Annotated in this window: 20 protein-coding genes; 9 read left to right on the top strand and 11 right to left on the bottom strand. The window is 61.2% G+C overall.

Annotation, left to right across the window (positions count from 1 at the left end; translation table 11 throughout):
- Positions 1–19: 19 nt before the first annotated feature.
- From solA to HGP16_RS07990, 6 genes are all read right to left on the bottom strand, one after another.
- Entirely contained in the window at positions 20–1,168 is a 1,149-nt protein-coding gene (gene solA, locus HGP16_RS08015) for an N-methyl-L-tryptophan oxidase (RefSeq protein WP_168839477.1), read from the bottom strand.
- Positions 1,169–1,182: 14 nt separating this feature from the next.
- Positions 1,183–2,676, bottom strand: coding sequence for a histidine ammonia-lyase (gene hutH / locus HGP16_RS08010; protein WP_168839476.1), 1,494 nt, complete (start codon positions 2,674–2,676; stop codon positions 1,183–1,185).
- On the bottom strand, positions 2,657–3,448 hold the full coding sequence (locus HGP16_RS08005; RefSeq protein WP_168839475.1) for an ABC transporter ATP-binding protein: 792 nt from the start codon (positions 3,446–3,448) through the stop codon (positions 2,657–2,659). The genes hutH and HGP16_RS08005 overlap by 20 nt, the downstream gene beginning before the upstream one ends.
- Before the next feature lie 22 nt (positions 3,449–3,470).
- Complete coding sequence (locus HGP16_RS08000) at positions 3,471–4,175, bottom strand: ABC transporter permease (RefSeq protein WP_168839474.1); 705 nt, start codon at positions 4,173–4,175, stop codon at positions 3,471–3,473.
- A 10-nt stretch (positions 4,176–4,185) separates the two neighbouring features.
- Positions 4,186–4,911 (bottom strand): ABC transporter permease, encoded by a 726-nt coding sequence (locus HGP16_RS07995; protein WP_168839473.1) that lies wholly within the window; start codon positions 4,909–4,911, stop codon positions 4,186–4,188.
- A 101-nt stretch (positions 4,912–5,012) separates the two neighbouring features.
- Positions 5,013–5,852: a transporter substrate-binding domain-containing protein gene (locus HGP16_RS07990; RefSeq protein ID WP_168839472.1), complete on the bottom strand. Its 840-nt coding sequence runs from the start codon at positions 5,850–5,852 to the stop codon at positions 5,013–5,015.
- Between the two features lie 195 nt (positions 5,853–6,047).
- Here HGP16_RS07990 and hutC point away from each other — a divergent pair, with 195 nt between their 5' ends.
- Positions 6,048–6,803, top strand: coding sequence for a histidine utilization repressor (gene hutC / locus HGP16_RS07985; protein ID WP_168839471.1), 756 nt, complete (start codon positions 6,048–6,050; stop codon positions 6,801–6,803).
- A gap of 81 nt (positions 6,804–6,884) precedes the next feature.
- Here hutC and HGP16_RS07980 read toward each other — a convergent pair whose 3' ends face one another.
- Complete coding sequence (locus HGP16_RS07980; protein ID WP_168839470.1) at positions 6,885–7,232, bottom strand: hypothetical protein; 348 nt, start codon at positions 7,230–7,232, stop codon at positions 6,885–6,887.
- A gap of 175 nt (positions 7,233–7,407) precedes the next feature.
- On the bottom strand, positions 7,408–7,845 hold the full coding sequence (locus tag HGP16_RS07975; RefSeq protein ID WP_168839469.1) for an Lrp/AsnC family transcriptional regulator: 438 nt from the start codon (positions 7,843–7,845) through the stop codon (positions 7,408–7,410).
- A 141-nt stretch (positions 7,846–7,986) separates the two neighbouring features.
- Between HGP16_RS07975 and HGP16_RS07970 the strand changes: the two genes are divergently transcribed.
- On the top strand, positions 7,987–9,036 hold the full coding sequence (locus tag HGP16_RS07970) for an ornithine cyclodeaminase (protein WP_168839468.1): 1,050 nt from the start codon (positions 7,987–7,989) through the stop codon (positions 9,034–9,036).
- 64 nt (positions 9,037–9,100) lie between these two features.
- Here the strand turns inward: HGP16_RS07970 and HGP16_RS07965 are convergent, their stop codons facing one another.
- Positions 9,101–10,420 carry an MFS transporter gene (locus HGP16_RS07965; protein ID WP_168839654.1) on the bottom strand — a complete coding sequence of 440 codons (1,320 nt, stop codon included), beginning with the start codon at positions 10,418–10,420 and terminating at the stop codon, positions 9,101–9,103.
- A 238-nt stretch (positions 10,421–10,658) separates the two neighbouring features.
- On the opposite strand from HGP16_RS07965, the gene HGP16_RS07960 reads away from it, so the two are divergent.
- On the top strand, positions 10,659–11,543 hold the full coding sequence (locus HGP16_RS07960) for a LysR substrate-binding domain-containing protein (protein WP_168839467.1): 885 nt from the start codon (positions 10,659–10,661) through the stop codon (positions 11,541–11,543).
- A gap of 270 nt (positions 11,544–11,813) precedes the next feature.
- A complete protein-coding gene (locus HGP16_RS07955) occupies positions 11,814–13,595 on the top strand; it encodes a PAS domain S-box protein (protein ID WP_168839653.1) in 1,782 nt (593 codons plus the stop codon).
- A gap of 39 nt (positions 13,596–13,634) precedes the next feature.
- Here HGP16_RS07955 and HGP16_RS07950 read toward each other — a convergent pair whose 3' ends face one another.
- Complete coding sequence (locus HGP16_RS07950; protein ID WP_168839466.1) at positions 13,635–14,099, bottom strand: Lrp/AsnC family transcriptional regulator; 465 nt, start codon at positions 14,097–14,099, stop codon at positions 13,635–13,637.
- A 124-nt stretch (positions 14,100–14,223) separates the two neighbouring features.
- On the opposite strand from HGP16_RS07950, the gene alr reads away from it, so the two are divergent.
- Positions 14,224–15,357 carry an alanine racemase gene (gene alr, locus HGP16_RS07945; RefSeq protein WP_168839465.1) on the top strand — a complete coding sequence of 378 codons (1,134 nt, stop codon included), beginning with the start codon at positions 14,224–14,226 and terminating at the stop codon, positions 15,355–15,357.
- A 33-nt stretch (positions 15,358–15,390) separates the two neighbouring features.
- Positions 15,391–16,641: a D-amino acid dehydrogenase gene (locus HGP16_RS07940; protein WP_168839464.1), complete on the top strand. Its 1,251-nt coding sequence runs from the start codon at positions 15,391–15,393 to the stop codon at positions 16,639–16,641.
- Between the two features lie 65 nt (positions 16,642–16,706).
- On the opposite strand, the gene HGP16_RS07935 is transcribed toward HGP16_RS07940, so the two are convergent.
- Complete coding sequence (locus HGP16_RS07935; RefSeq protein WP_168839463.1) at positions 16,707–17,903, bottom strand: MFS transporter; 1,197 nt, start codon at positions 17,901–17,903, stop codon at positions 16,707–16,709.
- A 120-nt stretch (positions 17,904–18,023) separates the two neighbouring features.
- Here HGP16_RS07935 and HGP16_RS07930 point away from each other — a divergent pair, with 120 nt between their 5' ends.
- The 3 genes from HGP16_RS07930 to cobG all read left to right on the top strand — a co-directional run bounded on the left by HGP16_RS07930 (position 18,024) and on the right by cobG (position 21,194).
- Complete coding sequence (locus HGP16_RS07930; protein ID WP_168839462.1) at positions 18,024–18,860, top strand: helix-turn-helix domain-containing protein; 837 nt, start codon at positions 18,024–18,026, stop codon at positions 18,858–18,860.
- A gap of 63 nt (positions 18,861–18,923) precedes the next feature.
- A complete protein-coding gene (gene cobF, locus HGP16_RS07925; protein WP_168839461.1) occupies positions 18,924–19,700 on the top strand; it encodes a precorrin-6A synthase (deacetylating) in 777 nt (258 codons plus the stop codon).
- Positions 19,701–19,769: 69 nt separating this feature from the next.
- A complete protein-coding gene (gene cobG / locus HGP16_RS07920) occupies positions 19,770–21,194 on the top strand; it encodes a precorrin-3B synthase (RefSeq protein WP_246703283.1) in 1,425 nt (474 codons plus the stop codon).

The following is a 21,194-nucleotide window of genomic DNA, read 5'->3' as shown; positions in this document are numbered from 1 at the left end:
TGCCGGCAAGATTGGCGGCCTATGCTCCTGGGCCGCCAAAGTGCTTCTGGAAAGAGAACAGGCCAGTCGGCAATGTGCTTCCGCCTTCCAGCGCCAAATCCGCAAGGATTTCGCCCACCACGCTCGTAAACTTGAAGCCATGGCCGGAGCAGGCCGAAGACACGACGATGTCAGGCTGTCCCGGCACTCGATCGATGAGAAAATCCTCGCTCGGCAGCATGGTATAGCGGCAGGTCGTCGCCCGCACGCGAAACGACGCTGCCTCCGGCAGGCGCTTGCGGGCGAAATTGTCGAGCAGATCGGTGTCGGCGTCATTGACCGGCGGATTGGGCACGGTCGGGTCGATCGGTTCCCGGAAATGTGCGTGGCGGCCGATTTTGACGCCATCGACGCCGATTGCCGGGAAACCGAAATAAGAACCCTCGGCACCCTCGTCCCGAAGGAAGCAGGGCATGCGCCGCGGCTCGGCAACGAAGCCGTCCCTCGGCTGATACCAGGCGACCACCTGCCGGATGGGCTGGGCATGCCTCTTTAATTGCGGCACCAGCTCGGCAATCCATGCGCCGGTGGCGACGATCGCCTTGCGGGCGCGATATCGTCCCGTCGAGGAAACGACCGTGACGCCCGTATCGTCTGGCTCGATGGAAACGACACGTTCGCCGAAATGCAGAACCGCACCATCTTCCGCCGCCAACTTCAGATAGCCCATGATCGCCGCTTCCGGCCTGATATAGCCGCCCTGGGGATCGAGCAGGCCGACCTCGCCCTCCTCCAGCGCAAAAGCCGGAAACCGGCGCTTCATGGCGTCCCGGTCCAGTATTTCATGCGGCAGTCCATGCATGTCGCAGGAGGCGCGCGTGCCGCTGACGATCTTGCTGTCCGGTGCGCCGATTTGCAGCACGCCGGTCACCGTCAAGATCTCGGCGCGCAGCCTTGCCTCCAGCGAACGCCAATTGTGATAGGCCCGCTGCAGCAGCGGAACATAGGACGGGTCCTCGAAGTAGCCGAGGCGGATCAGCCGGCTGTCGCCATGCGAGGAGCTAGTCGCATGGGCGGGGAAATGCGCCTCGATCCCGATCGCCTTTGCGCCGCGAGCGGCGGCAAAGGACAATCCAGCACTTCCCATCGCCCCGAGACCGACGACGGCAACGTCGAATTGCGCGGACATGTTATGCTCCAGTTTCACGTTTCGGAGGGTGGCGCGACCTCGCAGACCATGGCGCGCAGGATTTCGATATCCGCGTTCAGCGGCCGATTGTCATCGTAAAGGGGAACACGCGAACGGACGGCGGCATAGATGCGCTCCGTTCCCGGTGCTCGCGCTCCCTTGGAAGAGAGGAAATCATGCGCCTGCGCCGCTGCCATCAGCTCGATCGCCAGGATATATTCGGCATTGTCGAGGATCGCCAGCAGCTTGCTGGCTGCAGCCGTCGGATGGGCGAGAAAATCCTCCTGAAGGCCGGAGGTCAGGCCGCCATCCAGCGATGCGGGCGCGGCAAGGCGCCTGTTGTCGTTGCTCAGCGCCGCAGCGGTGTACTGCGCGATCATGAAGCCGGAATGGCTGCCGGCGTCGCTCGCGAGGAACGGCGGCAGGCCGCTGACCAGCGGATTGACGAGGCGATCCATCCGCCGCTCGCTGATGGCTGACATCTGCGCGATCGCGATCGCCAGACCATCGGCTGCCTGCCCGAGAGCGGGTGCCACCGCATGCGCCTCGGAGGAGACGATCGGCCGCTCGGGCGTGCCCGAGACGGCCGGATTGTCCGTGACCGAGGCGAGTTCCTGATCGACGATACGGGCCGTCTGCGCAAAGACATCCCAGGCCGCGCCATGGGCGTGGGGGACCGATCTCAGGCTCAAGGCATCCTGCGTACGCCGACCGAGGGCGGCGGCAACGAGGCCGCTGCCCTGCAGGCGGCTGCGCAATCTGCGTCCGACTTTGGCAATGCCAGCCGACGGACGCAGCGCCAGCACGTTTTCATCGAAAGCCGCCATCTGGCAGCCCACGGCCTCCAGCGTCAGGGCGGCAATGGCATCGGCCCAGTCCAAAAGGCGTTCGGCGCGAGAGACGGCAAGCGCCGACAAGCCGGTGGCGCAAGCGGTGCCGTTGACGAGGCTCAGACCTTCCTTGGCGCCGAGCACCAAAGGGCTCAAACCGATTGCCGCAAGCGCCTCGCCGCCTTCAATGGATTTACCCTTCACGACAGCCCGGCCCTCACCGATCAGGACGAGAGCGGTGTGGGCATTATGCGTGAGGTAGCCGGCAGAGCCCTTGGATGGGACCTCCGGAATGCAGTCACGGTCGAGAAACGCGGCCAGATGCCTGACGACCTCGGGCCGCACGCCGGAATGACCATGGGCGAAATTGGCGATCTGCGCCGCGATGATGGCGCGCACCTCGCGCGCCGGCAGGAGCGGGCCGACGCCGCAGGCATGGCTCAGAATGATGTTGCGCGAAAGCCGGCTCTGGGAATCGCGATCGACCACCGTATCGGACAAGGCGCCGACGCCGGTATTGATGCCATAGGCGCGCACGCCCGCTTCGACGATACGCTCGACGATGCGGCTTGCCTCGGCAACCCGTTCCCAGGCAGCATCGGAGAGAGACAAGGGCTCGCCGGCACCGACCCGCGCGACGTCGCGCCAGGAAATCGGCTTATCGATGGTGATGGTCATTGCCGGTTCCGAAATGGCCGATGAACTGGCGGAAGGCCGGCGACGCGCCACCGCCGAACATCTCGTCCGGCGTACCGCTGCTTTCGACGAGCCCTTCCTTCATGAAGACGACGCGATTGGAGACATTGCGGGCAAAGCTCATCTCGTGGGTGACAACAAGCATCGTCGTACCCTCTTCGGCGAGCGAGCGCATGACGCGCAGCACTTCGCCGACGAGCTCCGGGTCGAGTGCTGAAGTCGGCTCATCGAACAGCATCAGCTTCGGTTTCATGGCGAGCGCGCGGGCAATCGCCGCGCGCTGCTGCTGGCCGCCGGACAGATGCGCGGGATAAGCATGGCGCTTGTCGGCGATGCCGACCTTTTCCAGCAGCACCTCGGCCTCGGCGATGCACTCGGCACGCGGGCGCTTCAACACATGCACCGGCCCCTCGATGACATTCTGCAGGATGGTCATGTGGGACCAGAGATTGAAGCTCTGGAACACCATGCCGAGCTCGGAGCGGATATGATCCACCTGCTTGTGGCTTGCCGGGTAGCTTTTGCCGTTCTTGTGGATCATGCGGATCTGCTCGCCATCCACCCAGATCTCGCCGTCCGTAGCGATCTCGAGGAGATTGATGCAGCGAAGGAATGTCGATTTGCCTGAGCCGGAGGCTCCCAGCAGCGAAATCACATCGCCGTCCTGGGCATCGAGCGATATACCGCGCAAGACCTCATGGGTACCGAAGCTCTTGCGGATGTTGCGGACGGAAAGTCGGGTGACATCTGGCATGATTTGCCTGCTCCAGTAAGCTTTAGGCCTTCAGCGCCGGCGGGATCGCGCGGCGATGGCGGGACAATGAATATTCCAGCAGGGCCATGGCCTGCAGAATGATGAAATTCAGCGCAAGGTAGATGATCGCGGCGCAGATGAAGACTTCCATTGTGCGATAGGTCTGCGAGATCAGCCGCTGGGCAACGCCGGTGACCTCCCAGACGGTGACCAGGCTCGCAAGCGCCGTCGACTTCATCATCAGCACGATCTCGGTCGAATAGGCCGGCAGCGCGTGCCGGAAGGCGATCGGCGCGATGATGCGGCGAACGAGCAGGAAGCCGGACATGCCGATCGAACGCGCCGCCTCGATTTCCTTCGGCGAAACGGCACGGATGCCGCCACGGAAGATCTCGGCCGAATAACCGGCGGTGCAGAGCGCCAGCGACAGGATGGCGCAGACGACGGGTTCGCGCAGGAACGGCCAGAGGAACGAGTAGCGGATGATGGAAAATTGCGCCAATCCGTAGAAGATCAGGAACATCTGGATCAGCAGCGGCGAGCCGCGGAACACGAAAATATAGCCCTTGGCGAAACCCGACAGGATCGGGTTGCCGCTAACGCGCATGGCGACGATGACGAGAGCGAGAAGGCCGCCGCAGAGGATCGACAGGGAGAAGAGCAGCAGCGTCATCGGCACTGCCTTCAGCAGGGTGACCATTGTGCTCGAGAGAAAATCGAAGTCCATGTCTTCCTCCTCAAGCCTGGCCGATAGTCGCAGCCGGCATGCTGCGATTGGCGCGTCGTTCGGCCCCGTTGAAGATGCGGTCCGACAGGCTGGTCAGGACCAGGTAGAGAATGCCGCCGGCAATGAAGAAGAGGAAATACTGGCGGGTGGAGCCGGCAGCGACCTGGCTGGTGCGCATCAGTTCGGCAAGGCCGGTCACGGAGATCAAGGCGGAATCCTTGAGGCTGAGCTGCCAGACATTGCCGAGACCCGGAATGGCGAAGCGCAGGACCTGCGGCATGATGATGCGCCGCAGGCGCAGGCCGCGATGCATGCCGATCGCAGACGCCGCCTCAAGCTCGCCCTTGGAAATGGCAAGATAGGCACCGCGGAAAACCTCCGCCTGATAGGCGCCGGAAATAATGCCGACGGCAAGTGCGCCCGCGGCAAAGGACGGCAAGCCGAGAAAGCCTTCGTAGCCGAGCCACTTGCCGATCGATGTCATCGCCGACGAGCCGCCGAAATAGATCAGATAGATGATCAGGAGTTCCGGAACGCCGCGAAAAACAGTGGTGTAGATGTTGCCAAGCGTCTTCAGCGTCAGACTTCCGGAGAGCTTGGCGAAAGCGACGATCGCGCCCAGCACGGCTCCGATGACGAGGGCCGTCGCCGTGACGGCGAGCGTCACCAAAGTGGCGACGAGCAGCAGCGCGCCCCACCCGTTCGAGCCGAAGCCCAACAATTGCAAGGTTGCCATAGATCCAATCCCTGTCCGTGGCAGTTTCATGCGTCAGGATATCATACGGTCTCCGGCCGCAAAGCCGGAGACCGGTGATAGCGGCCCGAAGGCCGCATTCGTCATTGCGGGCTGACGTCGACCTTGAACCACTTCATCGACAGGGTCTTGATGGTGCCGTCGGCAAGCGCCGACTTGATCGCCTCGTTGAACTTGTCGCGCAGATCGGTATCGGCCTTGCGGATGCCGAGACCTTCGCCTTCGCCCCAAATGGAGCCGGCGATTTCCGGACCGGTAAAGGCAAGCGAGTCGTTGGCGCTGGCAAAAGCATTGGCGAAGTAGACGGCATCATCGAAGCCGAGATCGATACGGCCGTTCTGCAAATCGAGATCGCGGTCGGCGCCGGTCTTGTATTCGCGGATCGTGGCGATCGAGCCGAAATTGTCGTAGACGAACTTGGCATAGACCGTGGCGGCCTGGATGCCGATCGTCTTGCCCTTGAAGGCTTCCTTCAGGACGTCGATTTCCTTGACGCCGGTCTGGCCGGGGGTCATCTTGATCGTGACGCCGGTACCTGCGGCATTGGCAAGCGGGCTATCCTTGGCGGTCGCAAAAGCGGCGGGCGTTGCGGCATAAGGAACGGTGAAGCCGATGACCTGCTTGCGCTCGTCGGTGATCGACAGCGCATCCATGATCACGTCGAACTTGCCGGCATTCAATGCCGGGATCATGCCGTCCCAATCGGAGGCAACGAGCTTGCAGTCGATCTTGGCGCGTTCGCAGAGAACTTTGGCAAGCTCCGGCTCGAAGCCGCCGAGCGTACCATCGGCATTCGTCATGTTCCACGGGGCGTAGGCACCTTCCAGGGTGATCGTCGCCGTCTTCCAGTCCTTGGCGACGGCCGGAGCCGCCAAAGCGGCGACAGCCATGACGCCTGACAAGAGAATTGCACTGAATTTCATCGTGTAGAGCTCCTCTGAGGTTGAAAACAGGCCTTGCAGCACTTCCTACCGATCTTCGCCGGCTTGCCCGCTTTCCCAATTTATTTTTAGGATTGATTGCGAGGTTGTATAGGGTACCATATGAGATAATTTATGATATGCAAGTGGGAAAGTTGTTTTTCGAGGCAGATTCACTCGGTGCAAAGGGAATAGGCAATGAAGCGCTCCGGCGAGATGAAACGCGAACTGGCGGAAAACGACGCCGCGCCTCTCTATGCCGGGGTCAAGCAGATGATACTCGATCGCATCCATAGCGGCGAGTGGCCACCCAAATATCGCGTCCCCTCAGAGAACGAACTCGTTACCGAACTCGGCGTCAGCAAGATGACGGCCAATCGGGCGCTGCGCGAACTCGCCAACGAGGGCGAACTGGTCCGCATCCAGGGCGTCGGCTCCTTCGTTGCCGAACGCAAGGGCGCATCCGCCTTGTTCGAGGTGCGCAACATCGCCGAGGAAATCGCCGAACGCGGCCATTTCCATCAGGCAACGGTGATCGTGCTGGCCCGGGAAGCGGCATCGCCGGACGTGGCCGATGCGCTGGAACTCGACATCGGATCGCCGGTTTTTCATTCGCTGATCGTGCATAGCGAGAACGGGGTGCCGGTCCAGATCGAGGACCGGCATGTCCATCCTGATGCCGCCCCTGACTACCTGGAGCAGGACTTCATCGACATGACGCCGAACGCCTATCTTTCGGCGGTCGCACCCTTGAGCGGTTCGGAGCATGTGGTCGAAGCGGTGATGCCGCAAGCCTGGGAATGCAAGCTGCTGACCATCCTGAAGACCGAGCCCTGCCTGACGATCCGCCGGCGCACATGGTCTGCGCGCGGCGTCGTTTCCACGGCGCGGCTGGTGTATCCGGGGAATCGCTATCGGCTGGAAAGCCAAAGCAGCAGGTCTTCGGATCGCTAGGTTGTATATGGAAGATAGGTCCTTCTTCCTATCGAAAGGAGCGGTGCCATCGATTGCCGCGCTTTGACTTGAGGAGCGGACCTAGGAGATCTGGTGCATAAGCTCCACGGACAGAGCACCTAAAATCAAGCCTGAAACCGTGGCAAGCACTTTCAGGATCGCACGCTCGACCCGCAGGCACTTTTTCGGCAGGACCAATGCAAGCGTTTCACTCGCCGCTGCGATCGATAGGCACACCAGGGCGACGATGCGACGGTCATCAGGGTAAGCCATGACGAACAGGAAGCCCAGAAGACCAAACGGGACGATGCCGTCGACATTTGCGAGCGTCATGAACGGATACTTCGTCCGGACCGGGACGACCGTGGTCGCGACGATCAGACCGAGGACGGTCCAAGCAACGGCGTAGGCGAGCAAACCGAGGTCCATGCGAAATCATAACAACACATGCAGCGAGTTTTCAAGCGCGGCGCCGCATCCCGCCATCCACGGGTGGATCATCCATGCGAACGCCATGTCACGACATGTCGGCGGCTGACCGCTCAGGATCTTCGGCAAAAGAGAATTCAACCCCTCGCGCTGCACCTTGACGACAGCAGCACCTTCACAAGCTGCTGAGCAGCAGGCTGGTTTCGCTATTGGCAACGCCGTCGATCATGCGCACCTCGCGCAGGACCCGATCGAAGTCCGAGAGGCTGCTTACCCGGATATTGGCGACCAGGTCCCAATTTCCGTTGGTCGTATGCAGCGAATAGATCTCCGGCAGACCGCGCAGCTTGCGGATGACCTGGGTCGTCGATTTCCCAACGACTTCGATCATCATGACGGCATGGACGGTCTGCTCCTCATAATCTTCGCGCACCCGCACGGTGAAGCCGAGAAGCGTACCGGTCTCGATCAGCCGCTCCAACCGGTTCTGCACGGTACCGCGCGCGACACCCAAGGCATCCGACAGCTTGGAGAGCGAAGCGCGGCCATCGGCGCGCAAATGCGCTATGATGCGTCGATCGAGATCGTCCGGAATATATTTGGCAAGCGCCATTGCGTAATCCACTTTTGTCTTTTCCGTCAAAAATACTAGGCAATTCGTACAAAGCAATACCAGAACTGACACAGTTTTGCGATTTCAGTCAATCGATCTGCTTGTTACCCTGTAGAAAATCACTGCATTGAGGACATGACAATGCCCGCACCGCTCCCTTCGGAAAAAGCCTTCATTCCCTTCGTCAGCGTCGAGAATATGATGCGGCTTGTCCATCATGTCGGCATTGAAACCATGCTGGTCGAACTCACCGACGCCATCGAGGCGGATTTCCGCCGCTGGGACCTTTTCGACAAGACGCCCCGTGTCGCCTCCCATTCGCATGACGGCGTCATCGAGCTGATGCCGACCTCCGACGGGGCGGTCTACAGCTTCAAATATGTGAACGGCCATCCGAAGAACATGGCAAGGGGATTGCAGACCGTCACCGCCCTCGGTCTATTGGCGGAAGTCTCAACCGGCTACCCGGTGCTATTGACCGAAATGACGCTCCTGACGGCCCTGCGCACGGCGGCGACCTCGGCAATGGCGGCCCGCCATTTGGCACCGGCCAATTCGCGCCGCCTCACCTTGATCGGCAATGGCGCACAGGCCGAATTCCAGGCGCTGGCGATGAAGGCGGTTCTCGGCATCGAGGAAGTCCGCCTCTACGACATCGATCCGAAGGCGACGGAAAAGACCGTACGCAATCTTGCCGAGACGGGCCTGCGCCTCGTGCCCTGCGCCTCGGCCCAGGCCGCCATCGAAGGCGCCGACGTCATCACCACCTGCACGGCCGACAAACAGTTCGCGACCATTTTGACCGATAATATGGTCGGCGCCGGCGTGCATATCAACGCCATCGGCGGCGACTGCCCTGGCAAGACCGAGCTTCACCGCGACATCCTGCTGCGCGCCGACACCTTCGTCGAATATCCGCCGCAGACACGCATCGAAGGCGAGATCCAGCAGATGGATCGGGATTATCCGATCACCGAACTCTGGCAGGTTGTCAGCGGCCGGGCGCAAGGCCGCAGCAGCGAGCGACAGATCACCCTGTTCGACAGCGTCGGCTTCGCGATCGAGGATTTCTCCGCCTTGCGCTATGTGCGCGAGAAGCTGGCCGGCACGGACTACTTCCAGAAGCTCGATATTATTGCCGATCCGGACGACCCGCGCGACCTGTTCGGCATGCTGCTGCGGGCGGCCTGAAAAATTCGATGGCGATCACATTCGCGACCGCCATCCATTCATCCATTCCTTGTCTCGGATGTTTTCAGCCCTTGCTGCCCGACGCAACCAGTTCCGGCTCCCCGACCCTGCCGTTCAGCGAGAAGGCGAGCAGTGCTGACAACAGCATCAGCGCCCCGACGATGAACATCGGCAGTTCGTAAAGGCCGGTCGCATCCTTGACGACGCCAGTGATATAGGGCGCCGCAAAGCCGGCAATATTGCCGATCGTATTGATCAGGGCGATGCCGGCCGCAGCCGCCGGCCCGGCCAGGAAGCGGGACGGAATGGCCCAGAAGTTCGGCAGGGCGGAAAAAATCGCGCAGGCTGTCAGCGTGATCATGACGATCGTCGCTTCGGGCGAGCCCATAAAGAGCGCGGCCGGAATGCTGAATGCGCCGACCAAGGCCGGAATGCCGATATGCCACGGCCGCACGCCGCGCCTGGATGCATCGCGGCTCCAGAACAACAGGGCAACGGCTGCCGGCAGATAGGGAATGGCCGTGATCAGGCCCTTGTCGAAAACGTCGAACTTGGTGCCGAACTTCGTCTCGAAACCGGCAATGATGGTCGGCAGGAAGAAGGCCAGCGCATAGAGGCCATAGATCAGGCCGAAATAGATCACCGACAGCAGCCATACGCGGCCATCCGTCAGGGCGAGACCGGTCATCTTGCCATGAGCGGCCGCCTTTGCCTTTTCCTCGCCGGCAAGCTCCCGGTTCAGCCAATCCTTCTCCGTCTGCGTCAGCCATTTGGCATCGTCGGGTCGATCCGCGAGATAGAACCATGCAACGATGCCGATGACGATGGCGGGAACCGCAACGCCGAAGAACATGACGCGCCAGCCTTCCAAGCCGAAGAGGCCGTGCATCTGTATTAGCATCGCCGCAAAAGGTGCACCGACGACTGTCGTCAGCGGCTGGGCGAGATAGAACAATGCCAGGATCTTGTTGCGATGCTTGGCGGGCACCCACATGCTTAAGAAAAGGATCGCGCCCGGAAAGAAGCCGGCTTCGGCAACCCCGAGGAGGAAACGCAGCGCGTAGAGCTCCGTCGCGCTCGACACCCAGGTGAACAACAGCGCCACAATGCCCCAGCTCACCATGATGCGGGCAAGCCAGCGACGGGCGCCATATTTGTGAAGTGCCAGATTGCTCGGGATTTCGAGCACGATATAACCGAAGAAGAAGATGCCCGCGGCGAAGCCGAACTGCGCCGCCGTCAGCGCCAGATCCGTCGTCATGCCGTTCGGGCCGGCAAACGAGATCGCGGTACGGTCAAGGAAGTTGATGAAGAACATCAAGGCGATAAACGGCACCAGCCGCTTCGACACCTTGGCGATGGCCGAACGCTCGACCTGTGACATTTCCTGATTAGCAGGCTGCAATAGAAATCCTCCCCCAGTCCTGAAACTCCAGCGCCGCAGCGATCCGCTTGCGTCGCTGACAGAACGGAAACTCCGACTTCCCTTCCAGTCCCTGCCTTTGATCGCATGCGCCTTCGAATGACCTCGATCTCTAGCGGTATGGACAAGCCGCAGGCAAACGATTTAATCTCCCCATCATGTGAGGAAAAGTCACATCATATTATCGCAGGACTGGAAAATGAGCGGCCCTCTTCCATCGTTGAATGCCCTGAAGGCTTTCGAAGCGACCGCACGGCACAGGTCGATGACGCTGGCTGCCGACGAGCTTTGCGTCACGCATGGCGCAATCAGCCGGCACATTCGTGGTCTCGAACAGACCTTGGGCGTCATTCTCGTCAACCGCCGGGCGCATTCCACCGAGCCGACGCCGGAAGGGCTGCGGCTGGCCGAGGGGCTGGCAAGCGCCTTCGGCCTGATGCAGGCGAGCGTCGAGCGTGTTCGCCCCGGCCCGCTGACGCTTTCCTGCTCCTCATCGATCATGATGGGATGGATCATTCCCCGCATCGGCCAATTCCACGAACGCCATCCGCACATCGCCCTGCAATTCAACATGAACTACGATCAGGTCGATTTCGTCCGGGACAAGATCAGCCTCGCGATCCGCTCGAGCATCATCGAACCGCCGAAGGATGCGATCATCCGCGAATTGGGCGGCGAGGCGATCGGTCCGGTCTGCTCGCCGGAATATCTGAGCCGCTCCGGCATTCTTTGCCCAAGCGACATGGAGCATGCGGCGCTCCTGTCCACACGCACGCGCCCGCAGGCCTGGAGCGACTGGCAGGCGATCGCGGGTAAGTCGGATCTGCAGCTAGGGTCCCAGTCCGCATTCGACCATTTCTACCTGCTGATCCAGGCTGCCGCCTGCGGTCTCGGTATTGCCGTTGTTCCGCAGATGCTGGTGCTCGATCAGCTGGCCTCGGGGCGGCTGGTGGCACCATTCGGCTTCCTGCCCGGGCCTAGGCGCATGGTGCTCTGGATCGCCCCGCATATTGCGGGCAGGCCGGATGCATTGGCGCTCGAGCGATGGCTGACGGCCGAAATGCACGCAAGGCCGGACACCTGACGTCCCGATCGGAACCGGCGCCGAATTGACGGTCGCCAGGGTCACGATCGGCAATTTGCCGCCGCTTCATATCGACGCGAAACATTCGTGGCGGATTCCGCCTATGTTACTTGAAATACATTGAAATCGCCGAATTTTCTCTCTGCACTTCGCCATGGGGAGTATGCTATGAATCTTTGCAAGCATGAGCGAACCGGACAATTCTCGCAGGCCCGGCCATCGCTCAAGGGAGGGTCCATCCTGAACATCGAGGCAAGTCATACCGGCGAAATGGCAGCACTCATCTCTGGCCTCGATTGGGCAGCGACCAGTCTCGGCCCTCGATCGACATGGCCTTCCTGCCTCACAGTCGCGGTCGATATCATGCTGTCGTCACAGGCCCAGATCGTCATGTTCTGGAGCAGCGACTTCGTTGCCCTTTACAACGATGCCTATGCCGCCACGATAGGCGATAAGCATCCGCGGGCCTTGGGGCGTCCCGCGCGGGAAAACTGGGCGGAGCTTTGGAGCGATCTGGAGCCACTTCTGCGCTCCGTCCTGCAGGATGGCAATACGGTCGCCGCCAAGGACCGGCTGTTCTATATCGAGCGTCACGGCTATCCCGAAACGGTCTATTTCGACATTTCCTATTCGCCCGTTCGCGATGCGGATGGCGGGGTGCTGGGTGTCTTCTGCATCGTCAATGAGACGACGGAACGCGTTCGCTCCGAACAGGCATTGCGCGAAAGCGAGGAACGGATCCGCGCCGTCATTTCCCAATCCGCGACGGGAATGGCGCAATGCGAGCTCGACGGCCGCTTCGTTCAGGTGAACGCGCGCTTCTGCGAGATCGTCGGCTACTCCGAGACGGAACTTCTCGGCATGCGGATGGACGAGATCACCTATCCGGACGACCTACCTGAGAACACGCGCCTGTTCGAGACGATGATGGCGACCGGTGAAAACTTTGAGATCGAAAAGCGCTATATCCGCAAGGATGGCAGCCTTGTATGGGTCGCAAACGCCATCTCCGGCCTGCGGGACAGTTCGGGACACATCCAGCGGGTCGCCGGGGTCGTCACTGATATCACCGAACGCAAACGGGTGCAGCAAGTGGAACGGCGTCTGGCGGCCATCATCGCCTCGTCGGACGACGCGATCCTCAGCATCGATCTCAATATGGTGATCACAAGCTGGAACACGGGGGCGGAAAGGCTTTACGGCCACTCCGCCGAAGAGGCCGTCGGCAGATCGGTCACGATGCTCCTTCCGGACGACCGCAGTGAAGAGGAATCCACGATCCTCGCCCAGATCCGCGCGGGTCAGAAGGTCGAGCCCTATGAGACGAAGCGGCGCTGCAAGAACGGCGAACTTGTCGACGTCCTGCTCAGCGTCTCCCCGATCTATGACGCCTATGGCCGGATCGTGGGGGCTTCGAAGACGGCCCATGATATCAGCGCGAAGAAGAAAGCCGAACGCCTTAAGACGCTGCTAGTCGGCGAACTCAATCATCGCGTCAAGAACGTGCTTGCAACCGTCATGGCCATATCACGTCAGACATTGGGACGCGACGAGGTCGACAAGGCGGCCGTCGAGACATTCGAGGCGCGGCTGGCTTCGATGGCACGCGCGCATGACCTGCTGATCCATGGCAAATGGGAAGAAGCAGACCTCTTGACCGTCATCGGCCAGGCACTGTCGCTCTATCCTAAGGAGAGGTTCGAAATTTCCGGTCCGGCGATCAAACTGCCGCCGCGAACCATTGTCTCCATATCGCTTGCGATGCACGAGCTTGCAACGAATGCCGCCAAATACGGCGCGCTGTCGGTGCCTGATGGCCGTGTCGCCATCCACTGGTCTCTGGAACCGGGCAAGACCGACCGGCTGAGCCTGCGCTGGCAGGAAACGGGAGGGCCGACCGTCAAACCGCCCACGCGCAAGGGGTTTGGCTCCAGGTTGATCGAAAGCCTGTTGGCGGCCGAACTGAACGGCCAGGTCAATGTCAGTTACGAGCCGAGCGGCGTGATCTGCGAGGTACATGCCGCGACAGGCATCGGCCAGGATCAGGCCTGATAGAGAACGACCTGAATATGCGCAGAGCAGACCGCTTGTTCAGCGCGGATTTTTCGGCCGCGTCGCAAGCACATTGCGGATCGAGAAGCTCGAATGGATCCGCAGCACCCCTGGCATGGTCGAAAGAATATCCTTGTGGATGCGCTCGAAATCGCCTGCTGTGGCAACCTCGACACGCAGGAGATAATCGGACCCACCCGTCATCAGGAAGCACTCCTTGATCTCAGGATGCTTGCGCACCGCGGCCTCGAAACGATCGAGGTGATCCTCCGTCTGCCGCTCGAGCGTAATGTTGATGATGACGGCGATCGTGGCTTCCGCCTGGGAGGTATCCACCAGGGCCGTATAGCCCCTGATGACACCGGCCTGCTCCATCAGTTTGATGCGTCTGAGGCAGGCCGACGGCGACAATCCCACCTCTCCCGCCAGCCTCGCATTGCTGAGGCGGGCATCGAGCCGAAGCAGGCGGAGAATATTGCGGTCGATGGCATCGAGGGCAGACATATCAATTCTTTCAAAAATTCGCAGTTCGTTTCAATATCAGCGCAATTACACAATAATCAATCGCTCTTTGATAGGCAATTTCACGATCATTTCAATAATCTGCACTTGAGAAACGAGGGCGGACATGAACGGCGGCACAGTGGATTTGCGGGCGCCAAAATTGGCGATCGACGGCACAGCTTGTGGTTATCTAACGATCGATCTGGCAGCCCTCTGCCGGAACTACGACAAACTATCTGCAATCGTTGCACCGGCGCGCGCAGCCGCGGTGGTGAAGGCCGATTCCTATGGACTCGGCGCAAACCAGATCTCCAAGGCTCTCTATGCACGCGGTTGCCGCCACTTCTTCGTCGCCCACTTCATAGAGGCACTGCGACTGCGTCCGCAATTGCCCGACGATGCGGCAATCTTCGTGCTGAACGGCCTGCTGCCCGGTAACGAGGCAGCCTGCGCCGATGGCGGCATCGTGCCGGTCGTCAACTCGCTCGATCAGCTGCAGCAATGGGCGGAGACCGCACACGCCCTCCGGTGTAGGCTGCCGGCGGTTCTGCAATTCGATACCGGCATGTCACGGCTTGGCATCCCGCCGGAAGACAGAGGCGCCGTCTTGGCTCATCTGCAAACATCGGACGATCTCGACATCCTGTTCGTCATGAGCCACCTCGCCTCCGCCGACGAAGTCGACAACGGCCAAAATGCCGATCAGCTGGCGGAAATGCGTCGCGTCGCAGCGGAATTCCCGAGCTACGACGTTTCGTTCGCGAATTCCGGCGGCATCTTCCTCAGCGCCGATTTTCACGGCGTGCTGGCGCGGCCGGGCATTGCCCTTTATGGCGGCGCCCCCACGAGCGGCGCAGCCAACCCTATGGAAGCCGTCGTCCGGCTCGATGTCGCCGTGGTGCAGACCCGAACGGTTTCGGAAGGCGCGCGCGTCGGCTATGGCGGCGTGCACGTGACGAAGACCCAAACCCGGCTTGCGACGATCGCCGCCGGCTATGCCGATGGCCTTCCGCGCAGCCTCAGCGATCGCGGCGCGGTTTTTTACGACGGTATCCGCCTGCCGATCGTCGGCCGCGTGTCGATGGACAGCGCGACAATCGATATCAGCGCTCTGCCCGAAGGCGCCCTGCCTATCGGAAACATGGTGGAGGTTCTCGGAGATCACCAGACCCTGGAGGATCTTGCGCGGGATGCCGGCTTGATTTCCTATGAGATCCTGACCAGTCTCGGCCATCGCTTCCACCGTCAATACCGCTGACCTTCCTATCTCTCATTTCTCTCTGAGGACATCATGAAAGTCGTCGTTCTGGGTGCCGGCATTATCGGCGTGACATCCGCCTATCAGCTTGCCAAGGCGGGCCACGAAGTTACGGTCGTCGACCGGCAGCAGGGTCCGGCGCTGGAAACGAGTTTTGCCAATGCCGGCGAAGTCTCCTTCGGCTATTGCTCGCCCTGGGCCGCACCCGGTATTCCCATGAAGGCGATCAAGTGGCTCTTCATGCACCACGCCCCGCTCATCCTGCGTCCGAAGGTCGATCGCGCCATGCTCTCATGGCTCGTCAAGATGCTGTCGAACTGCACCTCGGAACGCTATGCGATCAACAAAAGCCGGATGCTGCGTCTTGCCGATTACAGCCGCATTTCGCTTGCCCAGCTTCGCCAGGAAACCGGCATCGCCTATGACGAACGTATGCAGGGCACGCTGCAGTTGTTCCGCACGCAGCAGCAGCTGGATGCATCAGCCAAGGACGTCAAGGCTCTGGCAGCCGACGGCATTCCCTATGAGGTACTGGATCGCGACGGCTGCGTCCGTGTCGAACCGGCGCTCAGGCATGTCCGCGAGAAGATCGTCGGCGGCCTGCTGACGCCGAAGGACGAGACCGGCGACTGCTTCAAGTTCACCAATGCGCTCGGCGCGAAGGCGGTCGAGCTCGGCGTGAAGTTCCAATACGGCACGACGATCAACGGGCTCGACGTCGAGGGCGGGCAGGTGCGCGCCGTCATGACCGACCGCGGGCGGTTGGACGCCGATGCGATCGTCGTCGCGCTCGGCAGCTATTCGCCGCTATTGCTGAAGCCGCTCGGCATCAGCCTGTCCGTCTATCCGGTCAAGGGCTATTCGCTGACGATTCCGATTACCGACACATCACGGGCGCCGGAATCGACCGTCATGGACGAGACCTATAAGATCGCCATCACCCGGCTTGGCGATCGTATCCGCGTCGGCGGCATGGCCGAAATCTCCGGCTATACCAACGATCTCGGCCTCGCCCGGCGCCAGACGCTCGAGCATTCCGTTACCGACCTATTCCCCGGCGGCGATGTCGCCAAGGCTTCCTTCTGGTCGGGGCTGCGGCCGATGACGCCGGACGGCACGCCAGTCATCGGGCCAACGAAGATCAAGGGCCTGTACCTCAATACCGGCCACGGCACGCTTGGGTGGACGATGAGCTCCGGTTCGGCGCGCGTCGTCAGCGATCTCGTCAGTGGCCGCAAGCCTGATATCGACGCAACCGATCTCGCCATCAGCCGCTACGCCTGACGGCAACACTCGGCATATAGGTTTTCATGCAGAAAATCGGCGAGCGATACGCTCGCCGACATCGATCAATGCCGCGAGATTCGTGGCAGGAAGATCGTGAATAGGCCGAGCAGCGGCAGATACGAGCAGAGGGTGTAGACGAAGGAGATGCCGCGCTCATCGGCGAAATCGCCGAGCCAGGCCGCACCAAGTCCGCCCGCGCCGAAGGCGAAGCCGAAGAAGATGCCGCCGATCAGCCCGACGCGGCCGGGAATCAGCTCCTGCGCAAAGACGACGATCGCCGGGAAAGCCGAGGCCAGCACGAGGCCGATGATCACGGTCAGGACACAGGTCCAGAACAGGTTCGCATAGGGCATCATCAGCGCAAACGGGATGACGCCGAGGATCGAGAACCAGATGACGAAGCGTGCGCCCAGGCGGTCGCCCACCGGACCGCCCATGATCGTTCCGACGGCGACGGAGCCGAGGAAGAGGAACAGCATCAGCTGCGCATCGCGGACATCGAGATGGAACTTGTCGATGACGTAGAAGGTGAAATAGCTGGAGATGCTCGCCATGTAGACGTTCTTCGTCGCCGTCAGCAGGATGAGGATGGCAAGCGCCCACATCGCCTTGTTGCGCGCGATCGGCAAAGTGCGGCTCGGCGCGGGACGCGCCGATTGCCGGCGGCGATGATTGACGAACCAGTTGCCGACCCAGCTGAGAACGATGAAGCCGATGACGGCCAGCACCGAAAGCCACGCCACGCTCTTCTGGCCGTGCTGCAGGACAAAGAATGCGGCAATCAGCGGCCCGATTGCCGAGCCGGCATTGCCGCCAAGCTGGAAGAGCGATTGCGCCAGGCCATGGCGCCCGCCGGAGGCCAGACGCGCAACGCGCGACGCCTCCGGATGGAAGACGGCCGAGCCGAAGCCGATCAGGCTTGCGGCGATCAGGAGCACGCTGAAACTGCCGGCATAGCCGAGCAGCACGAGACCTGAAAACGTGCTAACCATGCCCATAGGCAACGAATAAGGCATCGGCCATTTGTCGGTGACGATGCCGACCACCGGCTGAAGCAGTGACGCGGTGATCTGGAACATCATCGTCAGCAACCCGATCTGCACGAAATCGAGCGCATAATTCTCTCTGAACATCGGATAGAGCGATGTCAAAAGCGACTGCATCGTATCGTTCAACAGATGGCAGGTACTGACCGCCATGACGATCGACATCGTCGTCTTTTCATATCGGGCCTGCGTACCCGAAAATGCCGCAACCATGGGAGGATTCCTTGCCTATGTCGACTGCCTAGCCGACCATATTGTTTCTTCCGCCTTTAACACGGCTTGCGTGTGTCCTTCTTTCGTGTTCTGGTCCAATAGTTTCTCGATTGGGCCAAAATGGAAAAGCTATCGAAACAGTTGCTGGCAACCCTCGACAACGATCATGTGCAGAACATGCGCTGGATGGAGGATTCGCCTGCGGATGTGCTCGTCCATAGTGCCGAACCGCCGCAGGGCTATACCGTTCCGTGGCACCGTCATCGCCGCACCCAATTGCTTTGCATCTTCGCCGGCGTCGCCCTGATCATGACGGCGCGCGGTCGCTGGATGGTGCCGCCCGGTCACGCTCTCTTCATCCCGGTCGGGCTGGAGCACTCGATCGAAATCCTGAGCGATGTCAGCATGAAATCCGTCTACGTGACACCGCGCGGCCAGCCGCCGAAGGATGAAGCTCCGCGCGTCGTCGAAGTCACGGATCTCGCCCGCAGCCTGCTGTTGGAGGCCATTCGGCTGCGGGAAGCACCGGTCAGTCACCGAAAAGCGAGGCTGGTCCTGTCTCTGCTCGTCGAGGAAATCGCGACACTGCCGGAGCGTCCCCTCGGCCTCCCCTTCCCGTCCGACCGTCGGATGGCCGCGCTCTGCCGCGACTATTTGTCCAACCCGTCGCCCAACGCCAGACTGGACGATTGGGCCGAGAAGCTTTCGGTGAGTCGCCGGACGTTCACACGGCAGTTTCGCAAGGAAACCGGCATCAGCTTCACCACCTGGCGCCAGCAGGCCAGCGTCTTTGCCTGCCTGCCGCAGCTTGCCGAAGGCCAGCCGGTCACCAATGTCGCGCTTGAAGCCGGCTATGAGAGCGTGGCGGCGTTTACCACCATGTTCCGGCGCATGCTCGGCACCTCGCCGCGCAGCTATATGGCCAGCCGCTGGACCTTTGACCGGCAATCCGCCTGAACGCTTGCCCTTGAAATGATCGGGCGCTTCCGGCAAACAGCGCTTGAGATCGAGGGCAAGTCTATGCGGCATATTCAAATCGTCGGTATCGGCACGGGAAATCCCGAACATCTGACCGTGCAGGCGATCAATGCGCTGAATGCGGCCGATGTCATATTCATCCCCAGCAAGGGGGCCGCCAAGACTGAGCTTGCCGACATCCGGCGGGAAATCTGCCAGCGCTATGTCACCAATAAAGCCACGCGTTTTGTCGATTACGACGTGCCTTCACGCCAGACGGCGGAGCGCAGCTATGTGCAGAGCGTCGACGAGTGGCATGACGCGATTTCCTCGACCTATGAGCGGCTGTTCCTGGAGCATCTGACGGAAAACCAAAGTGCGGCCTTTCTCGTCTGGGGCGATCCGGGCCTTTACGATAGCACCTTGCGCATCCTCGAGCGCGTCGTCGCGCGCGGCAAGGTCGCCATCGACTACAGCATCATTCCCGGCATCACCAGCATCCAGGCGCTGACGGCGAGCCATCGCATTCCCCTGAACCTCGTCGGCAAGCCGGTGCAGATCACCACCGGCCGGCGGCTGGCCGAAAGCTTTCCGGGACGTGCCGAAACGGCCGTCGTGATGCTCGATGGCGAGCAGGCCTTCAGCAAGATCGATGATCCCGATGCCTATATCTATTGGGGAGCCTATCTCGGCACCAAGGACGAGATTATCATCGCCGGCAGGCTGGCCGATGTTTCAGAGCGGATTCTGACAATTCGCGCCGAGGCCCGCGCCAAGCATGGATGGATCATGGATATTTATCTCATGCGCAAGGGACAGGATTTCGACGATCGCGACTAGGCGCGCGGCCAAATGCCAGGCGCCAAAATGTTTGCCCGCCGATCCGGATTGTGCAAGGAAACGTCCCTCATGAAGGGCAGCCTTATGGTTCCGGCCGATACAGAGACGATGAAGGGACAAGCGTGCCTCTCGCAGGAGGCCGATCGTCACCCTGTCGCATCGCCCCTGCACTCCATGGTTCGCGGCGCCTGCCCCTCTTTGAGCACGCCGATGCAGACGGGTGACGGACTGCTCGTGCGCCTGCGGCCATCGGCACCGGGTTTGACTGTCGAGCAGTTTCGCGCCCTGGCCGAAGCCACGCAGAAGCATGGCAACGGCCTGATCGAGATCACCGCGCGCGGCAATCTTCAGCTTCGTGGCATGATGCCGGAGAGCATGGCCGGATTGGCCGCCGATATCGACCGCGCCGGCATCGTGCCGGAGAGCGGCGTTGCCATCGAAGTCCCGCCGCTCAGCGGCCTCGATCCATCGGAGATCGCTGACGCGCGTGGGCTCGCCGAGCGCCTGCGGAGCGCCATCGATGCACTTCATCCCAAGCCGCTGCTCGCTGCCAAACTTTCCATTATCGTCGACGGCGGCGGCCGGCTCGTCCTCGACGAGCTCTCGGCGGATATCCGGCTGAAGGCCTTAAAAGTCGTTGATGGCCGGCAACTATGGACGCTCGCCATCGCAGGAACACAGGCAACGGCCACGCCGCTTGCCATCCTGTCCAACGAAGACGCGATCACCAGCGTCATCTCACTGCTCAACGCATTGGCCGCAATCGGACTTCGTGCCCGCGGCAGGGATCTGGACATCGCATCCTTGCGCGCGCAATTTCCCGCCCTGCCGGATCTTATGCGCGGCGAGACCATTCCACCGACCTCTCCTGTCGGGATCATCCCGCTGGACAAGGTACAGTCCGCAATTGGCCTGCGCCCTGCCTTCGGTCAAATTCATGCTCAAGATCTCATCCACTTTCTTGGCCTCGCGGAGACGGCGGGTGTGCGTGAAATTCGCACGGGACCGGAACACAGCCTTTTGCTGCTCGGCCTTCCGCTTGATCGGATCGAAGATGTTTTGGCCGCCGCAGCGGATTGCAACTTTCAAACGCGAGCAGGTGATCTGGCAAATTATGCCATTCCCTGCGCCGGCGCCGGCGCATGCGCTTCCGCCCATTATGCCACGAGACAAGCTGCCGCCGATCTGGTCGAAGTGGGGGCAGATCTGCTTGACGGCTCGCTCAAGGTACATCTGTCCGGCTGCACAAAAGGCTGTGCCCATCCCTCTCCGGCAATGCTCACCATCGTCGGGACTGCAACGGGCTATGCTATTGTCGTAAATGGGTCATCATCAGCTGAGCCCGTAGCTTACATCGGCAAGGAAGACCTGAAATCGGCGCTGGCAACGCTCGGGGAACTGGTACGAAACAACAAAGCTGCTGGCGAATCGGCACAGCAGTGTCTTAAACGGCTCGGCCGGGACGCAATCGCGACGGCTTTACGACAGGGATAG

Source organism: Rhizobium sp. P40RR-XXII, assembly GCF_012641405.1.
Taxonomy (GTDB): Bacteria; Pseudomonadota; Alphaproteobacteria; order Rhizobiales; family Rhizobiaceae; genus Rhizobium.
The sequence above is the reverse complement of the archived record's forward strand: the minus strand, read 5'-3'. Positions and strand labels throughout refer to the sequence as shown.